The following is an 18365-nucleotide window of genomic DNA, read 5'->3' on the forward strand; positions in this document are numbered from 1 at the left end:
CGGCCAGCCATGACCTCCATCGCAGCAATCTCCACCCCAGTACGCCGCCGCAAACTGGTCGGCGCCGGCCGCCGGCAGTGGATCGGCCTGCTCTATGTCGCGCCGGCCGTAGCACTCGTCGTCGTCTTCTTCATCATCCCGCTCGGCATGACGGCCTGGATGTCGCTGCACAACTGGCCGCTGATGGGCGCGCACTCCTTCATTGGCCTCGACAATTACTGGGCGATCCTGCGCGACACCAAGTTCTGGAACGCGCTGCGTTTCACCGGCTACTACACGGTGGTGGTGACGATCGTCATCTTCGCCGTCGCCTTTCCGCTGGCGCTGTTCATCGAAAGACCGCGGCAGATGACCGGCTTCTACCGGACGTCCTTCTTCATGCCGGCCGTCATCGGGTTTGCCTCGGCCAGCCTGCTCTGGTCGTGGCTGCTCAACGTCGATTCCGGCCTGTTCAGCCCGGCCGCCTTCGAGCTCGGCCTGACCGAAAAGAAGGTCAATCTGCTGGCGACGTTCCAGCCGGCGTTCTGGTCGATCATCGCCATGGTCGTCTGGAAGGTGGCGGGCTTCACCATGATCATCCTGATGACCGGCCTGCAATCGATCCCGCCGGATCTGCAGGAGGCGGCGATGATCGACGGGGCAGGGCCGCTGGCGCGGTTTCGCGCCATCACCCTGCCGCTGATGCGCCGCACGCTGGCGCTGGCGCTGATCCTGTCGGTTGCCGGCTCGGTGCTCGCCTTCGACCAGTTCTACATCATCCTGCGCGGCGGGCCGCGCAACCAGACGCTGACCGCCGTCTACTGGATCTTCAACCAGTCGTTCGTGTCGTTCAAGCTCGGCTACGGCGCCGCCCTGTCGATGATCCTGCTGGTCATCCTGGTCGCGCTCAGCCTTATCCAGCTACGGCTGCTGCGCCAACCGGGGGGCGTTGACTGATGGCGCAGGCACGCAGCCGCAAAATGCAGATTGCCGAGCACGCGACGGGCATCATCGCCTCATTGCTGTTCCTCGCGCCGATCGTCTGGACCGTGCTTTCGGCGTTCAAGCCGGCGCAGGAATCGCGCCAGCCGCCGCTGCCGCCCTGGCCGACGACCGGCTTTTCGGTCGAGAATTACGCCACGCTCAACACGTTCGGTGACGGCCTCTGGCTGCCGGCGCAAAACAGCATCTATGTCTCAGTCATGACGGTGGTGCTGTCGGTGATCGTCAGTGTGCTGGCCGGCTACGGTTTCTCTCGCTTCCGCTTTCCGCTGAAGAACCTGCTCTTCGTCCTCATCCTGTCGACGATCATGATCCCGTTCCAATCGATCCTGACGCCGATCTTCCTGGTGCTGACCAAGATCGGCCTGCACAACACGCTGACCGGCCTGGTCTGCGTCTATGTCACGCTGCAGCTGCCGTTTTCGATCTTCATGATGCGCAACGCCTTCGATGCGGTTCCGCGCGAGATCGAGGAAGCCGCCCGCATGGACGGCGCCAACAATGTCACCATGCTCTTGAAGGTGATGCTGCCGCTGGTCTGGCCGGGCATCGTCACCATCGCGCTGTTCGCGTTCCTCGGCGCCTGGAACGAATTTTTGGCGGCGCTGGTGCTGATGACGGACCAGTCCAAATTCACGCTGCCGATCATGATGACGGCGCTGCAGGCGGGCCGCTTCGGCGCCATCGACTGGGGCGCGGTGCAGGCCGGCGTCACCGTGATGATGGTGCCATGCCTGGTGCTCTTCCTCCTGCTGCAGCGCTTTTACATCCGCGGCCTCATGGCAGGGGCCGTGAAGTGATCCCTATCGAACGGAGTAAATTCATGACCGCATCGCAATCGGCCCTTCAGGGCACCACGCCGGGCAAGCCGAAACTCGCCTTCCGTCCGCTTCCGGTGCCGCAGGTCGATGCGCGCGGCTTCTGGGGCGACCGTGTCGATGCCGTCGCCACCAGGACCGCCGGCATCCTCTATGACCGCTGCGTCGAGGCGCGCATGCTCGAGCAGATCGATCCGGACCGGCCGTCGCCCGGCGTCGTCATTCCGTTCCACTCCCCATCGCCGGACGAGGCAGCCACCGCCGGCAACGAGTTCACCGGATCGACGGTGACGACCCAGATGTTCTGGGACAGCGACTGGGGCAAGACGATCGAGACCGCAGCCTATTCGCTTTATCGCCGCCGCAATGACGCGCTGGAGAAGAAGATCGACGCCGTGATCGACATGTACGGCAAGCTGCAGCAGCCCGACGGTTATCTCTCCAGCTGGTATCAGCGCATCCAGCCCGGCTTGCGCTGGACCAATCTGCGCGATTGCCATGAGCTCTATTGCGCCGGCCATCTGATCGAGGGCGCGGTCGCTTATTATCAGGCCACGGGAAAACGCAAGCTGCTCGACATCATGTGCCGCTATGCCGACCATATCGCCGAGACGTTCGGTCCCGAGCCCGGCAAGAAGAAGGGCTATTGCGGCCATGAGGAGATCGAGCTGGCGCTGGTCAAGCTCGCGCGCGTGACCGGCCAGCAAAAGTATATGGACCTAGCAAAATACTTCATCGACCAGCGCGGCCTTGAGCCGCATTATTTCGACGAGGAGGCGCGTGCCCGCGGCGCCGACCCAAAAGCCTATCATTTCAAGACCTACGAATACAGCCAGTCGCACAAGCCGGTGCGCGAACAGGACAAGGTCGTCGGCCATGCGGTCAGGGCGATGTACCTCTATTCGGGGATGGCCGATATCGCGACCGAATATGGCGACGACTCGCTGCGGGTGGCGCTCGACCGGCTGTGGGACGATCTCACCACCAAGAACCTCTACGTCACCGGCGGCATTGGACCGTCGTCGCACAATGAGGGCTTTACCGCAGACTACGATCTGCCCAACGAAACTGCCTATGCCGAGACCTGTGCGTCGGTCGGATTGGTGTTCTGGGCGAGCCGCATGCTCGGCATGGGCCCCAATGCGCGCTATGCCGACATGATGGAGCGAGCGCTCTACAACGGCTCGATCTCGGGCCTGTCGCTCGACGGCTCGCTGTTCTTCTATGAAAATCCGCTGGAAAGCCGGGGGAAGCACAACCGCTGGAAATGGCATCGCTGCCCGTGCTGCCCGCCCAATATCGGCCGCATGGTCGCTTCGATCGGCAGTTATTTCTACGGCCTGTCGGACGATGCATTGGCGGTCCATCTCTATGGAAACAGCACGGCTCGTTTCGATATCGCAGGGACGCAAATAGAGCTGACCCAGGCCAGCAACTATCCATGGGACGGGACAGTCTCGATCGGCGTCGAACCCGAGGCGCCGACGACATTCACCTTGCACCTGCGCCTGCCGGCCTGGTGCCGCAAGGCGGCGCTCAAGGTGAACGGGGAGGCGGTCGATCTGGATGATGTCACCAGCGACGGCTATGCCGCGATCCGGCGCGAATGGCACAAGGGCGACCAGGTCGAGCTCGACCTGGAAATGGCCGTCGACCGGCTCTATGCCAATCCGGAGGTGCGGCAGGACATCGGCCGCGTCGCGCTTGCCCGCGGCCCGCTGATCTATTGCGTCGAGGAGACCGACAATGCCGGCCAGCTGCACCGCATCGCCTTGCCACGCACGGCAAACATCGAGGCGCATAAGCAGCCGAACCTATTGGGCGGCGTCGTGACGCTTTCGGCTCTGGCCAGGAAAGAGGCGTTTGAGAGCTGGGACAACGGCCTCTACCGCACCGAACCGCCGGCGGTTGAGGAAGCAAAAGTCACCGCCGTTCCCTATTTCGCCTGGGACAACCGCGATCCCGGCGAGATGCTGGTCTGGCTGAGAGACTCGTGATCCGGGGACGAAGATGATGCCGCCGACGAAAGGGGTGTCTTGAATTTGCCCCGGCGGCGCTAATTTTAGAGGGGGAGAGTGGCGCCAGCCACTCGAATGGGTGGAGGCAGAGTTGGCGCTCGAAGATGTCGCGCGTCCGAGCGCTGGCGCTCGCGCCATGGTCCTGACCGTCGCAGCGGTGCCGTTGCTGTTCGTGCTCAGCGGTCTGGCCATTCGCTATGCGGCATTTGCTTCGGTGTCGGAGGAACCAGGTTTCGCGGCCTATGCCCGCGCGCTTTGCCGGTGGGATTGCGCCTGGTATATCGGCATCAGCGAACAGGGTTACGAGCGCTTTCCCATTCCAGACCACAGCAATGTCGGTCGCTGGGGCTTCTTCCCGCTCTATCCGATGCTGGTGGCGGCGATCCGGTCTGTTTTCCCTTTCCCTACGATACTGGTCGCCACCATCACTTCCATTGTCTGCAGCTACGCCGCCTGTCTGGTCGCATGGCCGCTGCTCGAGAAAAATATGCGGGCCTATGTGCTGTATTGCGCATTTCTGCTCAGTGGCCCGTTCTCCTTTCACTTCACGACCTTCCTGAGCGAACCGCTTTTCGTGCTCCTGACCTCGTGCGTTTTTCTGGCGCTCAAACGCTCCAGCTATCTCGCCGCGGGCGTTTCATCTGCGCTCCTGTCGGCGACCAGGCTCGTCGGGGTCTTCGTCGTATTTGCGACCGCCATTCAAATGTTCAGGGAGCACCGCCAGCAGGGCGGATCGACGCTGTCTTTCCCGCGATGGCTGCTTGGCCGGCCGGATCTGCTGGTCGCTGTCCTCATCTCGCCCGCCGGTTTGTTCGCTTACATCCTGTTTCTTTACCTTACGGTCGGGGACGGCTTTGCGTTCCTGCATGTCCAGCGCGCGTTCGGACGGGTGGCCGGCAATCCCCTGGTCTTTCTATGGGACGGGCTCTCAGCGGTTCCGACCACCGGATGGCTGCCCACGGCGCCGCAATGGAGCGCGCTCGCCGCGATCACCGGATTGGCGCTGTCGGCCGTTCTGGCGGCTCGAAGGCAATATGGCGCGGCACTCTTCTGCGCGCTCGGTATTATCCTGCCGCTGATTACCAACCTGGCCTCGATGGTCAGATATGTCGTTGGGCTTGCGCCTCTGACAATGATGCTCGTCGTCCTGTTGTCGGCGTCGAAGCTCATTTGGCTCGCGGCTTTGGTTCTCTTCCTGGGCGCCTGCTATTTCATGACTGTGGCGTGGATCGGAGGCTACCTTGCCCTGGTCTGACATTTGGGAGCCTTTCAGACGCGCCGCCTCGATCGGCGGCTACGCACTTGTGGCAGTTCTGGCCGGGTCCGAGACCGTCATCCTTGCGTTTGCTCTCAATCCAAACGTCAATGCCGATTATCGCGCCTATTACATCGATCGGACGACCACCTGTCTCAATCGCGATGCCGTCGGCAGCTACACACTTGGCCAGACGATATCGTTCCGGAACGACGGCGCCAAACTGGCAGCCAGCATAAAGGTCTGCGGCTGGTCGGGACCCGTTGCCGACGGCACCCATTCCGTGGGCGAGACCTCCCGGCTTCGCGTGAAGATAACGCCGCTGCGCAACGGGCTGATGGCCACGCTGCAAATGGCCGCCGTCATTCGTCCACCGCAGATCACGCAAAGGGTGGTGATCTCGGTGAACGGGTTTCGGGTGCATGCGGAGACGCTGTCTGGCAAAGAACCACGAACGGTCTCGTTCGTCGTTCCACCGCCGGCTCTTGGCAAGGCCGATACGCTCGAAATCGCCTTCGACTATCTCGACGGCATTCCGCCAACGCCGGCCGCCAGCAACATCTACAAGCGATCCATCAAGCTGGTGTCGTTCCGGCTCGATGCCATTGACACGGATTAGGTGGAGCGGTCGCCGTGCCGGTCGGGTCTTCGCTGCGCAAAAACCCATCGGTCGAGCATGAGAAGATTGACCGCCGGAATAAGCAGGCATGTAACCAGAATGGCAATGATGGGCGGCAGCCCGAGTTTCGCCGTCAAAAGCGCCGGCGCCGCGTAAGCCACGGCGAAGCCTGTCGCCGTCAGCAGCAGAAAACGCGCAGCTTCCGATCGGTGCGATCCGTTCGACATGAAGGTTACTGATTTGTGGGCGAAATACGAAAACACGGCAGCAATGGCGTAAGCCGCAAGCGACGCCTGGACAGGCGAGAAGCCGATCCATTTCGATTCGACCAAAGCGACAGCCAGGACGGCATACAGGATCGTCGCGGCGATGCCGACCAAGCCGAAGCGCGCCAGCAGCTTCAGCCCGGCGCCGGCAGTCGAACGGTCCTCAGACATGCGCACTGCACGCATACTGGGCTCCGAGCGGTAGGGGCGCGAGCAGGCGCTCGAGTCTTCTGGCAAAAGGCCTGGCCGACGGCAGCAGCAGGAAGTGCTCGGATCGGATATCCCAGAATCCCGTCTCCTGAAAGAGGGACCTTGCCTTGGCAGCGTTGAGCAGGACCGCATCCTGGTCGAACGGACACCTGAACACCGCAAGACGCGTCAGCGGATTATAGGGATTGTGCTCGATGATGCAGGCGACGCCGCCCGGCCGCACGACGCGCCGCATTTCCCGAAAGAAATCGAGCCAGGAAACGGGCGGAACGTGATGGACGACGCAACTGGCGAAAGCCAGATCGAACGCGCCGTCCTCATAAGGCAGGCTCGGCGTGGTGCAGGCCCTGTAGCTCACACGCGGATTGTCCTGGCCGGCGCGCAGGATCGATTCTTCCGAGACGTCGCAGCCATCCAGGCTCTCGAAGACGCCTTCGAGATAAGGGTGGAGCGATCCGACGCCGCAGCCGATATCCAGCGCCCGCACACCGGCACCATCCTGCCGAAGCCTTCGCTCGACGACAAGACGCTGCAGCAGGTCGGCTTTGGCGATAAGAAAGAAGTCGTGCCTGAGGCCGGAAAACCGGATGGATCCTGCGACCGCCTCGCCATAATTTGATTTATAGCTGTCGAAGAGTTCGGCCATCAGCCGAGGCTCCGTTCCTGGGTTTTCGAAACGATCGACGGCTCTCACCCGGGGTGGCGGAACGCACTGCCGTGTCGAAGCCGGCGACCCTGTCGATCACGTAAAGCGGACGGCGTTTGACCTCGGCGTGGATACCGCCGACATAGAGCCCGACCACGCCGGTCATGAAAAGATTGATGCCGCAAAGGAGCGACACGATCACCACGGTGGATGTCCAGCCGGCAATGATGCCGGTTTCAAAAATCCAGGCGAAGATAGCGTAAGCACCGAACACCACCGCAAGCGCGGAGATGGCCAATCCGCCCCACAACGCGATGCGCAGCGGCTTCTCGGAGAAGCTGACGATGCCGTGAACGGCAAGGTGCATCATCTTCCAGAATGGGTATTTGGTCTGGCCAAGGGTCCGCGCGGGACGTTCGAAAGGCACCGCCGTCTGCTTGAACCCCATCCAGGCGAACATGCCCCTGACGAAACGGTCGTGTTCGGGCATTTGCTTGAAGGTTTCCAGAGCCTTGCGCCCGACCAGGCGAAAATCGCCGACGTCGCGCGGGATGTCGACCGACGTCATCTTCTCCAGCAGGCGGTAGAAGAGACTCGCCGTCATGCGCTTGAACCAGGATTCGCCCTCACGCTTGACACGGCGGGCATAGACGATCTCGAAACCTTCCTTCCACTTCGCCACCAGATCGAGAACCACCTCCGGTGGATCTTGCAGGTCGGCATCCATGACGATGACGGCATCACCCGCAGCAGCGTCCATGCCGGCGGTGATCGCGACCTGGTGGCCGAAATTGCGGGAAAGCTCGATCAGCCGGAAGCGCGGCTCGACGGCGACCACGTTCCGAAGGTATTCGACGCTTCCATCGAGGCTTCCGTCGTCGACGAAGATCGCCTCAGCCTCTCCGTCCAACCTGCAGATCAGCGAGCTGATCCGCTCGATCAGTCGCGGCAGCACCTGCTCTTCATTGTATATGGGAAGGACCAGCGAGTACCGCGGCGGCGACTCGTTCACCGCAGTCCTAATGCCTTGGATCACAGAGTCTCGCATGCCGTTGAAAATGGAACGCAAGCTACAAAGTTCCAAGGATACACAAGAAATCGCTAAATTTAGCGGTTTCGGGCAGGTGACGTTCATGAGTGGAACGGACATAGGCTGCGTTACCGCAATCGAACGTCCGCATGGGGTCGAGATACGGCATCAAAGAGGTTGTCGACCAGTCCGAACCTGGCGCGAAGCAGCTTTTGAGGCACCGTTTCGATCATGCCGCCTAACGCCGATCTCTGCTGGCCGATCTATCCTGCTTGCGACTTCTGCCATTGCACAAGCCACATCGGAGCAATAGATGGTGCGGAACGGCCGCCCTTTTATGGCAGGCGGAAAAACAGGATTATGTGCATGACCGATACGCTGGACTCAGCGAAATTGACCGACCGCGTCGCGGCCCTGGTCGAGGCTGCCAAACGGGCCGGCGCCGACGCCGCCGACGCGGTTGCGGTGCGCGGCCGTTCGACCGGCGTGTCGGTGCGGCTTGGCAAGGTCGAAGGCACCGAGGCGTCCGAGAGCGAGGATGTCTCGCTGCGCGTCTTCGTCGGTAAGCGGGTGGCGAGCGTCTCGGCAACCGCTGCCTCCGACCCGAAGGCGCTAGCCGAGCGCGCCGTGGCGATGGCGAAAGTCTCGCCGGAAGATCCCTATCAGGGCCTCGCCGATCCGGCCTTGCTGGTCAGGAAGCCGCGCAACCTCGATCTGTTCGACGCGACGGAAGTTTCCGCTGATCAGTTGAAGGAAGCAGCGCTGGCCGCGGAAGCGGCGGCCCTTGCCGTCAAGGGCGTTACCAATTCGGCCGGCAGCGGCGCCAGCGCCGGGCTTGGCGGGCTGGTGCTCGCCACCTCGCACGGCTTTGTCGGCCACTACGTCGCGTCGCGCTTTTCGCGCTCGACCAGCGTCATTGCCGGCGAGGGCACCGGCATGGAGCGCGATTATGAATTCTCCTCGCGCCAGCATTTTTCCGACCTGGACGCGCCCGAGGACATCGGCCGTAAGGCCGGCGAACGCGCCGCGCGGCGCATCGGCGCGCGCAAGGCGGCGACCGGGCCGGTCGATGTGGTGTTCGACCCGCGCGTCGCCCGCGGCATCGCCGGTCATCTCGCCGGCGCCATCAACGGCGCTTCCGTCGCGCGCAAGACCAGCTTTCTGCGCGACATGATGGGCAAGCAGGTGGCGGCGGTCGCGATCACCGTCACCGACGAGCCGCTCCGGCTCCGTGGTCAGGCGTCGCGCCCGTTCGACGGTGAAGGCATCGAGGGCGAAAAGCTGCTCATGGTTGAGAAGGGCGTTTTGAACCACTGGTTCCTATCGACCTCGGCGGCGCGGGAATTGGGGCTGACCACCAACGGGCGCGGTTCGCGCAACGGCTCCTCCGTCTCGCCGTCGTCGACCAATCTTGCCATCGAGCCGGGCGAGCGGACGCCCGAGGACCTCATCAAGTCGCTCAAATCAGGCTTTTACGTCACCGAAGTGTTCGGCCAAGGCGTCGACATGGTGACTGGCGAGTACAGCCGCGGCGCTTCCGGCTTCTGGATCGAGAATGGCGAGCTCGCCTATCCGGTTGCGGAAGTGACCATCGCCTCGAACCTGAAGACCATGTTCCTCAACATGGTTCCGGCGAGCGATCTCGATCGCAATTTCGGCACCGCCGCACCGACACTGCTGATCGAAGGCATGACCCTTGCCGGAGCTTGACCAGGTCACCTCCGCCGGGGCTCGCGAGGATCTGCCGCTGCTGCGCGAAGCTGCCCGCGAGGCGGGCTCCATCGCCATGCGCTATTTCGGCAACAATCCGCAAGTCTGGATGAAGGGCGGCACCTCGCCGGTGAGCGAGGCCGATCACGCCGCCGACGCCTATCTGCGCGAAACCTTGCTTGCAGCGCGGCCGGACTATGGCTGGCTGTCGGAGGAAACGGCCGACGATCCGGCAAGGCTTGCCGCCCGCCGCACCTTCGTCGTCGATCCGATAGACGGCACGCGCGGCTTCCTCGAAGGCCTGCGCTCCTGGTGCGTCAGCGTCGCGGTGGTCGAGGACGGCCGCACGCTTGCCGGCGTGCTCGAATGTCCGGCCACGGAGGAGACCTACTGGGCGCTGCCCGGTGAGGGGGCGTTCCTGAATGGCCGTCGCATTGCCGTGCGCCGCCCGGCAGCAATGGTCGAAATTGGCGGGCCGAAGCCGTTGATCGCTTTGATGCCGGCGGAATGGCAGGGCCGGCTGAGCCGCGTGCCCTATATTCCCTCGCTCGCCTACCGGCTGGCGATGGTCGCCAGTGGCAGGCTCGACGCGACGTTCGTCAAACCCAATGCACATGACTGGGACATCGCCGCGGCGGATCTCATCCTGCGCGAGGCCGGCGGCGCATTGCTCGACCAGAAGGGCCGCGCACCGCGCTATGCCGGTGAAGTGATCCACCACGGCGCGCTGGTCGCCGGCAGCGGCGAACTGCTCGCCGTGCTCTCCGGCATCATCGCAGGGCTGGGCGGTTGAACATATCATCAATGGTTCCAAAGTCGGCGGCTTTGGTCTAGACCTGTCACAAACTCACGATATGTGAAGGACCGACATGACCGCGGAAGACGGAAAGAAGCAGCTTTTGCACCTGGTGTTCGGCGGCGAACTGAAGACGCTGGGCGGAACCGAATTCCGTGATCTCGACGCGCTCGATATCGTCGGCATCTATCCGGATTATCAATCCGCGCAAACGGCGTGGAAAGCCAAGGCCCAAGCCAGCGTGGACAACGCCCACATGCGTTATTTCGTCGTTCACCTGCACCGGTTGCTTGACCCCGACAACAAGGCCGCCGGTTGACATTTGATGGATCATGAAGCCGTGAAAGGGCCGGCCACGAGGTCCGCGGTCAGAGGGCGCCGCGGTGGCACCTCGAAGACATTCTGGCGCAAGATACGCGAACCGCTGGCGCAATCGCGATTCGTCAAGAACGCCATCGCCAGCCTGTTTGCTCAGTTCGTTCGCCTCGTCCGCCTGACCAACCGTGTTGTCGACGGATCGGCGCAGATGTCGGGCGGCGCCTACTCGGAGTTCGAACCCGGCATCATAGCCCTGTGGCACGGCCAGCATCTTCTGACTCCAGCCTACTATCCCAGGGGACGGCCGCTGGTCGCCATGGTGTCGCGTAGTGCCGATGCCGAGCTCAACGCACTGATGATCGAGAAATTCGGCATCGAGGCGGTGCGCGGCTCGGGCGGACGCGAAAGCTCGAAGCGTCGCGACAAGGGCGGCGCCAAAGCGCTGATCGCCCTGAAAAAGTCACTCGCCACCGGCAAGAACGTCGCCATGATCGCTGACATTCCGCATGGCACGCCGCGCGACGCGGGACTTGGCATCGTTCTCCTGGCGCGGCTTTCGGGCCGGCCGATCCTGCCCGCCGCCATCGCCACCAGCCGCCGCAAGGTGTTGGAGCGCAGCTGGGACAAGACCACGATCAACCTGCCGTTCGGCCGCTCCTCGATCGTTCTGGGAACGCCGGTTTTCGTTCCGGCCAATGCCGATGAGGCCGAAATGGAACGCAAGCGCCAGGAGGTCACGGCCGCGCTCAACGCCGCGACCGCCGAGGCCTACCGCCTCGTGGATGGCTCGAAATGAGCGAGCGCTGGGCGCGCACCTTCCTGACGGCGTATCGTTTCGCTGGCGCAGCCGCCTACCCGCTGATCGGGCCCTATGTCGCCTGGCGCACCTCCAGGGGCAAGGAAGACCGAATTCGCCGGCGCGAGCGCTATGGCATCGCCGGGCGCGAGCGCCCCGACGGGCCGGTGATCTGGATCCATGCGGCGAGCGTCGGCGAGACGATCGCCGTCGTGCCGCTGGTCGAGAGCATTCTCGACCACGGTGTCAACATCGTGCTGACGACGGGGACTGTCACCTCCGCTCAGGTTGCCGACGAACGGCTCGGCGACCGCATCATCCACCAATATGTGCCGCTCGACCTCAAGCCGGCGGTCAGCCGCTTCCTCGACCATTGGCGGCCGGACCTGGCGATCATCGCCGAATCGGAGATCTGGCCGATGACCATCCTGGAGCTCGGCGCGCGCCGTGTGCCGCAGGTGCTGGTCAATGGCAGGCTATCCGACCGTTCGTTCAAATCCTGGAAGAAGCGCGCCAACATCGCCGAGGCGCTGTTCGAGAATCTCGCTCATGTCGTCGCCCAGTCGGATGTCGACGGCGAGCGCTTCCTCTCGCTCGGCGCCCGGCCGGTCACCGTATCCGGCAATCTCAAGGTCGACACCACGCCGCCGCCGGCCGATGAAAGGACGCTGTACACGCTGAAGCGCCAGCTCGGCGCCCGCCCGACCTGGGCGGCGATCTCGACCCATGACGGCGAGGAGGTGGTCGCTGCCGAGGTTCACGCGATGCTGCACAAGCGTCACCACGGTCTGTTGACGATCGTCGTGCCGCGCCATCCCGATCGCGCAGAAATTCTTGCCGCGCAGATTTCCGGCATGGGCCTGAAAGTCGCTCGGCGCAGCAAGGGCGACCGGATCACCGCCGATACGGACATTCTGCTCGGCGACACGATGGGCGAGATGGGGCTTTACCTCCGGCTGACAGAGATCGCCTTCGTTGGCCGTTCGCTCACCTCGGAGGGCGGCCAGAACCCACTGGAGCCGGCCATGCTCGACACGGCGGTGCTGGCCGGCCGCAATGTCCAGAACTTTCGCGAGACCTATCAGCGCCTGCTCGACAGCGGCGGCGCCAAGCTGGTGCGCGACCGCGACATGCTGGCCGGCGCCGTCAATTTCCTGTTGAGCAACGAGGTGGCTCGCCATGAGATGATGGCGGCCGGCGCGGCGACCGTCGACGAGATGCGCGGCGCGCTGGCGCTCACCTTGAAATCGCTCGAACCCTACATTCAGCCGTTGGTCGTCAAGTCGCGCCTCAAGGGCGCCAACGGCCGCTAAGATGGCCAGCGAAGCGCCCCCCTTCTGGTGGGAAGAACCGGACTGGCGGGCGCTGGCGCTGGCGCCGCTGTCGGCGATCTATGCTCTCGTTGCCGGCCGCCGCATGCGCTCGGCAGCGCGCGAAAAGGTTGAGGCGCCGGTGCTGTGCGTCGGCAACTTCACCGTCGGCGGCACCGGCAAGACGCCGGTGGCGATCGCCCTGGCCCGGCAGGCCAGGCGCATGCAGCTTAATCCCGGTTTCCTGTCGCGCGGCCATGGCGGCTCCTTCGCGCAGCCGCATGTCGTCGATCCGCATCACGACGCCGCCAAGCATGTCGGCGACGAGCCGTTGCTTTTGGCCGAGCACGCGCCGGTCGCAGTGACGCCGAACCGTGCCGCCGGCGCGCGCCTTCTGTTGGAAAAGCATGGCTGCGATTTCCTGATCATGGATGACGGTTTCCAGAGCGCCCGCATCCATATCGACTATGCGCTGGTCGTCGTCGATGCACGCTACGGCGTCGGCAACGGCCACGTCATTCCTGGCGGTCCGCTCAGGGCTGATATCGTCGACCAACTGGTTTTCACCAGCGCGCTGCTGAAGATGGGCGAGGGCCTTGCTGCCGATGCCGTCGTCCGCCAGGCGGCGCGTGCCGGCCGGCCGATCTTCGAGGCGCGTACACGGCCAAGCAGCAAGGCGGGGCTGGCCGGCAAGCGATTTCTCGCCTTTGCCGGCATCGGCCATCCCGACAAATTCTTCGACACGGTCCGTCAGGCCGGCGGCGAGGTTGCGCTGACCCGGTCGTTTCCGGACCACCATTTCTACGGCGAGGACGAGCTTGCCGAACTGTCAGCGACAGCGCGAGGTGCCGGACTTGGCCTCATCACCACCGCCAAGGACGCCGCCCGGCTGCGCCATGATGCCGCGTCCGCCGATTTCCTCGGACAGCTCGATGTGCTGGAGATCGACACCGTGTTCGATCCCGACCACGTGCCTGAACGCATCATCGACGAGACGCTGGATGCCTGGCGGCAGCGCAAACTGCAGGGGTGAATCAGAGAACCTTCGAGCGCCGCGGCGGTCGGGTCGAACTTTTGCGGAGATGCCGGCGAAGGATCGCTATAGATCGGGTCTCATTCTGCGTAACCGGTTTAGCGCCGGCTGCGCATTTCGGGATGTGCCTCGATCTCGCGGCGCAGCGAGGCCGCGGCACTCACATAGGGCTCCTGCCTGGCGACGCTCCAGTATTTGAGCTCATCGAGCGGGATGCTTTCGCCTGTGACCGCGCAGCGCACGAAGGCGCCGGGGCTGGTCACCTGGAAGTCGCCGTCCAGGTAGCGGATACGGGCTTCCTTGCCGCCGGGGCCTTCGAAGCGGTTCATCATGACATGGAGCCAAGGTTCATGACGATGTCATCGCCACAAAATGCCGGCAAGGTCAAGCTTGGAGCGAGACAAGATTGGCTTTGGTCGGCTCTGTTTCAGACGACAACCAGCCGAGCAAGCCGGCAAAGCGGATGTCCGGCATCCTACTGCTCGGCTACGATGAACTCCTCGATCTTTTCCGCCGCCAGCCCGGCCTGGGCCGCGATGCGCCGGGCAAGCTCGGCGGCGGCGGCGCGCGGTCGCCCTGTAGGCCGGTCGAGCCAGTAGGATATCGGGCTGAGAACGATGCGGTCGTCCACAGCGACGATGCGGCCTGACTTCAGTTGATGCTCGGTCATCGGCGGCCGCGCCAGCGCGATGCCGAGGCCATGGGCCGCGGCGTCGAGCACCAGATTGTAGTCCTCGAAGCGGCGGTCCTGCGGACGCGGGCGATAGTCCATGTCCTGCGCGGCAAACCAGGCGCGCCAGGCCGAGGCGTCGGAATCGTTGATCAGCGGGAATTTGAGCAGCCGGGCAGGGTCGCCACGGCCGATCTCGCGGGCGAGGTCCGGCGAGGCGACCGGAAACACATGTTCCTCGAACAGCTGCACCGAGACGCGGCCGGGGATGCGGCCGCGACCACAGCGGATCGACAGATCGATACCGTCATCGGCAAGGTCCGCCTGGCGGATGTCGACGTCGAGCACGATGCGCAGCCTGGACGGATTGTTTTCCAGCGCCGCCATGCGCGGCATCAGCCACAGCCCGCTGACCGAAGGGATCGAGGTCAGCCGCACCACGGCGGTGCCGCGCGGTTCGACCCAGCGGTCCGAATTGCTGGATATCAGCGCGAAGGCCTCAGTGGTGCGCAGATGCAGGCGGTTGCCTTCGATCGTCAGCGACACCCCACGCGCGCCGCGATCGAACACTTTCAGCCCGAGCCAGTCCTCGAGCTTGGCGATCTGCCGGCTGACGGCGCCATGGGTGATGTTGAGTTTTTCGGCAGCCGCCGAAAAGCTGCCCGTCCGCGCCGCGGCGTCGAAGGCGCGCAGGGTTTCGAGCGGCAGTATTGCGTCCGAGCTGTGATCCATAGTCACAGATGACCCTCGATTTGGTCGTTTGTCAACCGATCAGGAAAGGCGTTTTGTGTGTTTGAGGACATGAAACGCGGGAATAATGACATGAACGCCTGTACCGGCACGTTGAATACGACACAGCGGATAGATACCACGGCGGCCATTGCGGTGGCGCTGACAGTGGTCGGCTGGGCCTCCGCCTTCCCGGCGATCCGCGCCGGCCTCGTCGCTTTCGGACCGCTGGAACTCGGCGCGCTGCGCTTCGCCATCGCCGCGGTGCCGGCGGCGATCTTCCTCGCCGTCAAGCGGCCGGCGCTGCCCCGGCTCGATGAATTGTGGCGCTTCGGGTTCGGCGGCGCCGTCTTCGTTGCGCTGTACACGGCAATGCTCAATTTCGGCGAACTGACCGTTTCGGCGGGTGCTGCCGGCTTCATCATCAACGTCAGCCCGATCTTCACCGCGATCATGGCGATGGCGCTGCTCGGCGAACGCTTCTCAGGCCTGGCCTGGGCCGGAACATTGCTGTCCTTCGCCGGCATCGGCATCATCGCCATGGGCGAGGGGCAAGGGTTGTATTTCAACAATGGCGCGCTGCTGGTCCTCGGCTCGGCGCTGTGCTCGGCCGTCAACACCATCGTGCAAAAGCCGTTGTTTGCCAGCCATCATCCGCTGACCATTTCGGCCTCGAACATGGTGCTCGGCGCGCTCTGCCTGTTGCCTTTCCTGCCGAGCGGCCTGGCGCAGGCGGCGGTTGCCGATACCGCCGGGCTTAGCGCCGTCGTCTTTCTCGGCATCGTGCCGAGCCTCATCGCCTACGCCGCCTGGGCGACAGCGCTTTCGCGGCTGCCGGCGGCGCGCGCCTCGAACTTCCTCTATCTGGTTTCGCCTGTGGCGACGCTGATCGGCTTCTTCTGGCTGGGCGAGGTGCCGACGCTGCTCGGCATTCTCGGTGGCGCACTGGCGCTGGGCGGCGTGATCGTGGTGAATTTGAAGAGGTAAATCAGAGGCTCGAAGGTTTGCTTGAATCATAGAGATCTGTTTCGAACGGCTCTTTATGATTTCCCCTCTCCGGTTTTGCTTCGCAAACCACCTCTCCCCACTTCGTGGGGCGAGGAACCCAAGTTTTCCGGGGTCCTCGCCCCCATTTTAATGGGGGAGAGGTGGCCGCGAAGCGGCCGGAGAGGGGGACTGCGCCGTCAGAACTGACAAGCTCAGTCCCTTCACCGCCTGCCAAACAGCCGCTCGATATCAGCGAGCTTGAGCTCGATATAGGTCGGCCGGCCGTGGTTGCAGGTGCCGGACCCCGGCGTCGCTTCCATCTGGCGCAGCAGTGCGTTCATCTCCTCGGGTTTGAGCAGGCGGCCGGAACGCACCGAGCCGTGACAGGCCATGGTCGCGGCTATCCTGTCCAGCCGCTCTTTCAGCGTGTCGACCGTGTCGTTGTCGGCGATCTCGTCGGCAAGGTCGCGCACCAGCTGCGGGACATTGGTTTCGCCGAGCATCGACGGCGTCTCGCGCACGGCGACAGCACCCGGGCCGAAACGCTCTATGCCGAGGCCGAAGCGAGCCAGCGTTTCGGAATGCAAGGCAAGCCGCTCGGCGTCCGCTTCCGGCAGATCGACGATCTCGGGCAAAAGCAGCATCTGCGACGGCACGGCGCGCGCATGCAGCGCGTTCTTCAGCGCCTCGTAGACCAGCCGCTCATGCGCCGCATGCTGGTCGACGATGACCAGCGAATCCCTGGTCTGCGCGACAATGTAGTTCTCATGCACCTGCGCGCGTGCGGCACCCAGCGCCATGCCGAGCAGCGCATCCGCCGCCTCAGTCTGTCCGGCACGCGCGTCGGCGCTGTGAAGCGGTCCGGCGTCGAACGCCACCTGATCGTTTTCGCCGAAGCCGCCGTTTTCTGGTTCCGTGTCCTCAAATCCCCCGCCTTCCAAGCCCATGTCCAGCGGCCGCTGCGGCGAGCGGGCCGGATCGAAACCGGCGAAGCCGGAGGCACGGTAGGCGGCCTCATAGCTGCGATGGCCGTTGGCTGGACCGGCATGCGCATAGGACGCTGCGCCCGGCCGGAACGCCGCCATCATGCCGGCCGCCCCTGATGTGGCGGCACGGATGCCGGCATTGGCCAGCGCCTCGCGGATGGCGCCGACGATCAGCCCGCGCACCAGCCCCGGATCGCGGAAGCGGACGTCGGCCTTGGCCGGATGGACATTGACGTCGACGATGGCCGGATCGAGCGTCAGGAACAGCACCGTCACCGCATGGCGATCGCGCGGCAGCACGTCGGCGAAGGCGCCGCGGATGGCGCCGGCGATCAATTTGTCGCGCACCGGCCGGCCGTTGACATAGGCGTATTGCTGCAGCGCATTGGCGCGGCTGAAGGACGGGATCGAGACGTGGCCGGCGAGATGCACACCGTCACGCACGGCGTCGATAGCGATGGCATTGGCCGGAAAGTCGGCGCCCATCACTTGCGCAACGCGACGCAGCCGGCCTTCCGCACTGTCGTCGGTCGCCGGCAGTTCCAGCGTCGAGCGGTCGGAACCGGCCAGCGTGAAGCGCACGGCGGGGAAGGCGATGGCGATGCGCTTGATCACGTCGCTGGTCGCCGAGCTTTCGGCGCGCTCGCCCTTCATGAATTTGAGCCGCGCCGGCGTGGCGAAGAACAGGTCGCGCACCTCGACCGTGGTGCCGCGATTGGCGGCCGCCGGCTTGACGGCAGATACGCGGCCGCCCTCGATGCCGATCTCGGCGGCGCTGTCGCCGTTGGCCGTGCGCGAGCGGATCGACAGCCGCGCCACTGAGCCGATCGACGGCAGCGCCTCGCCGCGAAAGCCGAGCGAGCGGATGTCGTGGATGTTGTCGGCGAGCTTCGAGGTGCAGTGGCGCGCGATCGCCAGCGCCAGTTCTTTCTCCGGGATGCCCGAGCCGTCATCGGTGACGCGGATCAGGTTCAGCCCGCCGCCGGCGGTGACGATCTCTATTCTGGCAGCGCCGGCGTCGAGCGCGTTCTCGACCAGTTCCTTGACCACGCTTGCCGGACGCTCGATGACTTCGCCGGCGGCGATCTGGTTGATCATCGTTTCGGAAAGCTGGCGGATGGGCATGGGGGTACTATACGCGGATTCGTCGCCCATGCGGGAGGGGCGAATTCAGAAATCCGCGCCGC

General features: G+C 64.2%; 18 protein-coding genes. 12 read left to right on the forward strand and 6 right to left on the reverse strand.

What is annotated here, in order from left to right:
- Positions 1–9: 9 nt before the first annotated feature.
- The 5 genes from BQ8482_RS34200 (at position 10) to BQ8482_RS34220 (ending at position 5691) form a co-directional block, all read left to right on the forward strand.
- Complete coding sequence (locus BQ8482_RS34200; RefSeq protein ID WP_123151581.1) at positions 10–936, forward strand: carbohydrate ABC transporter permease; 927 nt, start codon at positions 10–12, stop codon at positions 934–936.
- A complete protein-coding gene (locus tag BQ8482_RS34205) occupies positions 936–1781 on the forward strand; it encodes a carbohydrate ABC transporter permease (protein ID WP_123151582.1) in 846 nt (281 codons plus the stop codon). Before BQ8482_RS34200 ends, BQ8482_RS34205 begins: the two co-directional genes overlap by 1 nt.
- 23 nt (positions 1782–1804) lie before the next feature.
- Entirely contained in the window at positions 1805–3796 is a 1992-nt protein-coding gene (locus tag BQ8482_RS34210; RefSeq protein WP_123151583.1) for a glycoside hydrolase family 127 protein, read from the forward strand.
- A 112-nt stretch (positions 3797–3908) separates the two neighbouring features.
- Positions 3909–5072, forward strand: coding sequence for a hypothetical protein (locus BQ8482_RS34215; protein ID WP_123151618.1), 1164 nt, complete (start codon positions 3909–3911; stop codon positions 5070–5072).
- Complete coding sequence (locus BQ8482_RS34220; RefSeq protein ID WP_123151584.1) at positions 5059–5691, forward strand: hypothetical protein; 633 nt, start codon at positions 5059–5061, stop codon at positions 5689–5691. The genes BQ8482_RS34215 and BQ8482_RS34220 overlap by 14 nt, the downstream gene beginning before the upstream one ends.
- Here BQ8482_RS34220 and BQ8482_RS34225 read toward each other — a convergent pair.
- Genes BQ8482_RS34225 through BQ8482_RS34235 form a run of 3 tightly spaced genes read right to left on the reverse strand, consistent with a single transcriptional unit; the run spans position 5688 to position 7768 of the window.
- The gene (locus tag BQ8482_RS34225) at positions 5688–6143 is read right to left on the reverse strand and encodes a GtrA family protein (protein WP_123151585.1); all 456 of its coding nucleotides are present in this window, start codon (positions 6141–6143) and stop codon (positions 5688–5690) included. The two genes, BQ8482_RS34220 and BQ8482_RS34225, sit on opposite strands and share 4 nt — an antisense overlap.
- Positions 6121–6813: a class I SAM-dependent methyltransferase gene (locus BQ8482_RS34230; RefSeq protein ID WP_123151586.1), complete on the reverse strand. Its 693-nt coding sequence runs from the start codon at positions 6811–6813 to the stop codon at positions 6121–6123. The genes BQ8482_RS34225 and BQ8482_RS34230 overlap by 23 nt, the downstream gene beginning before the upstream one ends.
- Complete coding sequence (locus BQ8482_RS34235; RefSeq protein WP_425294162.1) at positions 6788–7768, reverse strand: glycosyltransferase family 2 protein; 981 nt, start codon at positions 7766–7768, stop codon at positions 6788–6790. Before BQ8482_RS34235 ends, BQ8482_RS34230 begins: the two co-directional genes overlap by 26 nt.
- 441 nt (positions 7769–8209) lie before the next feature.
- Between BQ8482_RS34235 and BQ8482_RS34240 the strand changes: the two genes are divergently transcribed.
- From BQ8482_RS34240 to lpxK, 6 genes are all read left to right on the forward strand, one after another.
- Positions 8210–9553 (forward strand): TldD/PmbA family protein, encoded by a 1344-nt coding sequence (locus BQ8482_RS34240; RefSeq protein ID WP_123151587.1) that lies wholly within the window; start codon positions 8210–8212, stop codon positions 9551–9553.
- A complete protein-coding gene (locus tag BQ8482_RS34245) occupies positions 9540–10346 on the forward strand; it encodes a 3'(2'),5'-bisphosphate nucleotidase CysQ (RefSeq protein WP_123151588.1) in 807 nt (268 codons plus the stop codon). The genes BQ8482_RS34240 and BQ8482_RS34245 overlap by 14 nt, the downstream gene beginning before the upstream one ends.
- A 76-nt stretch (positions 10347–10422) precedes the next feature.
- A complete protein-coding gene (locus BQ8482_RS34250) occupies positions 10423–10668 on the forward strand; it encodes a DUF4170 domain-containing protein (RefSeq protein WP_029354097.1) in 246 nt (81 codons plus the stop codon).
- Between the two features lie 6 nt (positions 10669–10674).
- The gene (locus BQ8482_RS34255; protein WP_123151589.1) at positions 10675–11463 is read left to right on the forward strand and encodes a lysophospholipid acyltransferase family protein; all 789 of its coding nucleotides are present in this window, start codon (positions 10675–10677) and stop codon (positions 11461–11463) included.
- Positions 11460–12776, forward strand: a complete 1317-nt coding sequence (waaA, locus tag BQ8482_RS34260; protein WP_123151590.1) for a lipid IV(A) 3-deoxy-D-manno-octulosonic acid transferase — start codon at positions 11460–11462, stop codon at positions 12774–12776. The genes BQ8482_RS34255 and waaA overlap by 4 nt, the downstream gene beginning before the upstream one ends.
- 1 nt (position 12777) lies before the next feature.
- Positions 12778–13806: a tetraacyldisaccharide 4'-kinase gene (lpxK, locus tag BQ8482_RS34265; RefSeq protein WP_123151591.1), complete on the forward strand. Its 1029-nt coding sequence runs from the start codon at positions 12778–12780 to the stop codon at positions 13804–13806.
- Between the two features lie 98 nt (positions 13807–13904).
- Here the strand turns inward: lpxK and BQ8482_RS34270 are convergent, their stop codons facing one another.
- A complete protein-coding gene (locus tag BQ8482_RS34270) occupies positions 13905–14138 on the reverse strand; it encodes a DUF2093 domain-containing protein (protein WP_095496171.1) in 234 nt (77 codons plus the stop codon).
- A 143-nt stretch (positions 14139–14281) separates the two neighbouring features.
- Positions 14282–15208 carry a LysR substrate-binding domain-containing protein gene (locus tag BQ8482_RS34275; RefSeq protein ID WP_123151592.1) on the reverse strand — a complete coding sequence of 309 codons (927 nt, stop codon included), beginning with the start codon at positions 15206–15208 and terminating at the stop codon, positions 14282–14284.
- A 90-nt stretch (positions 15209–15298) separates the two neighbouring features.
- On the opposite strand from BQ8482_RS34275, the gene BQ8482_RS34280 reads away from it, so the two are divergent.
- The gene (locus BQ8482_RS34280) at positions 15299–16192 is read left to right on the forward strand and encodes a DMT family transporter (RefSeq protein WP_123151593.1); all 894 of its coding nucleotides are present in this window, start codon (positions 15299–15301) and stop codon (positions 16190–16192) included.
- 221 nt (positions 16193–16413) lie between these two features.
- Here BQ8482_RS34280 and mutL read toward each other — a convergent pair whose 3' ends face one another.
- Positions 16414–18303, reverse strand: a complete 1890-nt coding sequence (gene mutL / locus BQ8482_RS34285; RefSeq protein ID WP_123151620.1) for a DNA mismatch repair endonuclease MutL — start codon at positions 18301–18303, stop codon at positions 16414–16416.
- Between the last annotated feature and the right edge of the window lie 62 nt (positions 18304–18365).

The organism is Mesorhizobium delmotii, assembly GCF_900149755.1.
Classification (GTDB): Bacteria; Pseudomonadota; Alphaproteobacteria; order Rhizobiales; family Rhizobiaceae; genus Mesorhizobium; species Mesorhizobium delmotii.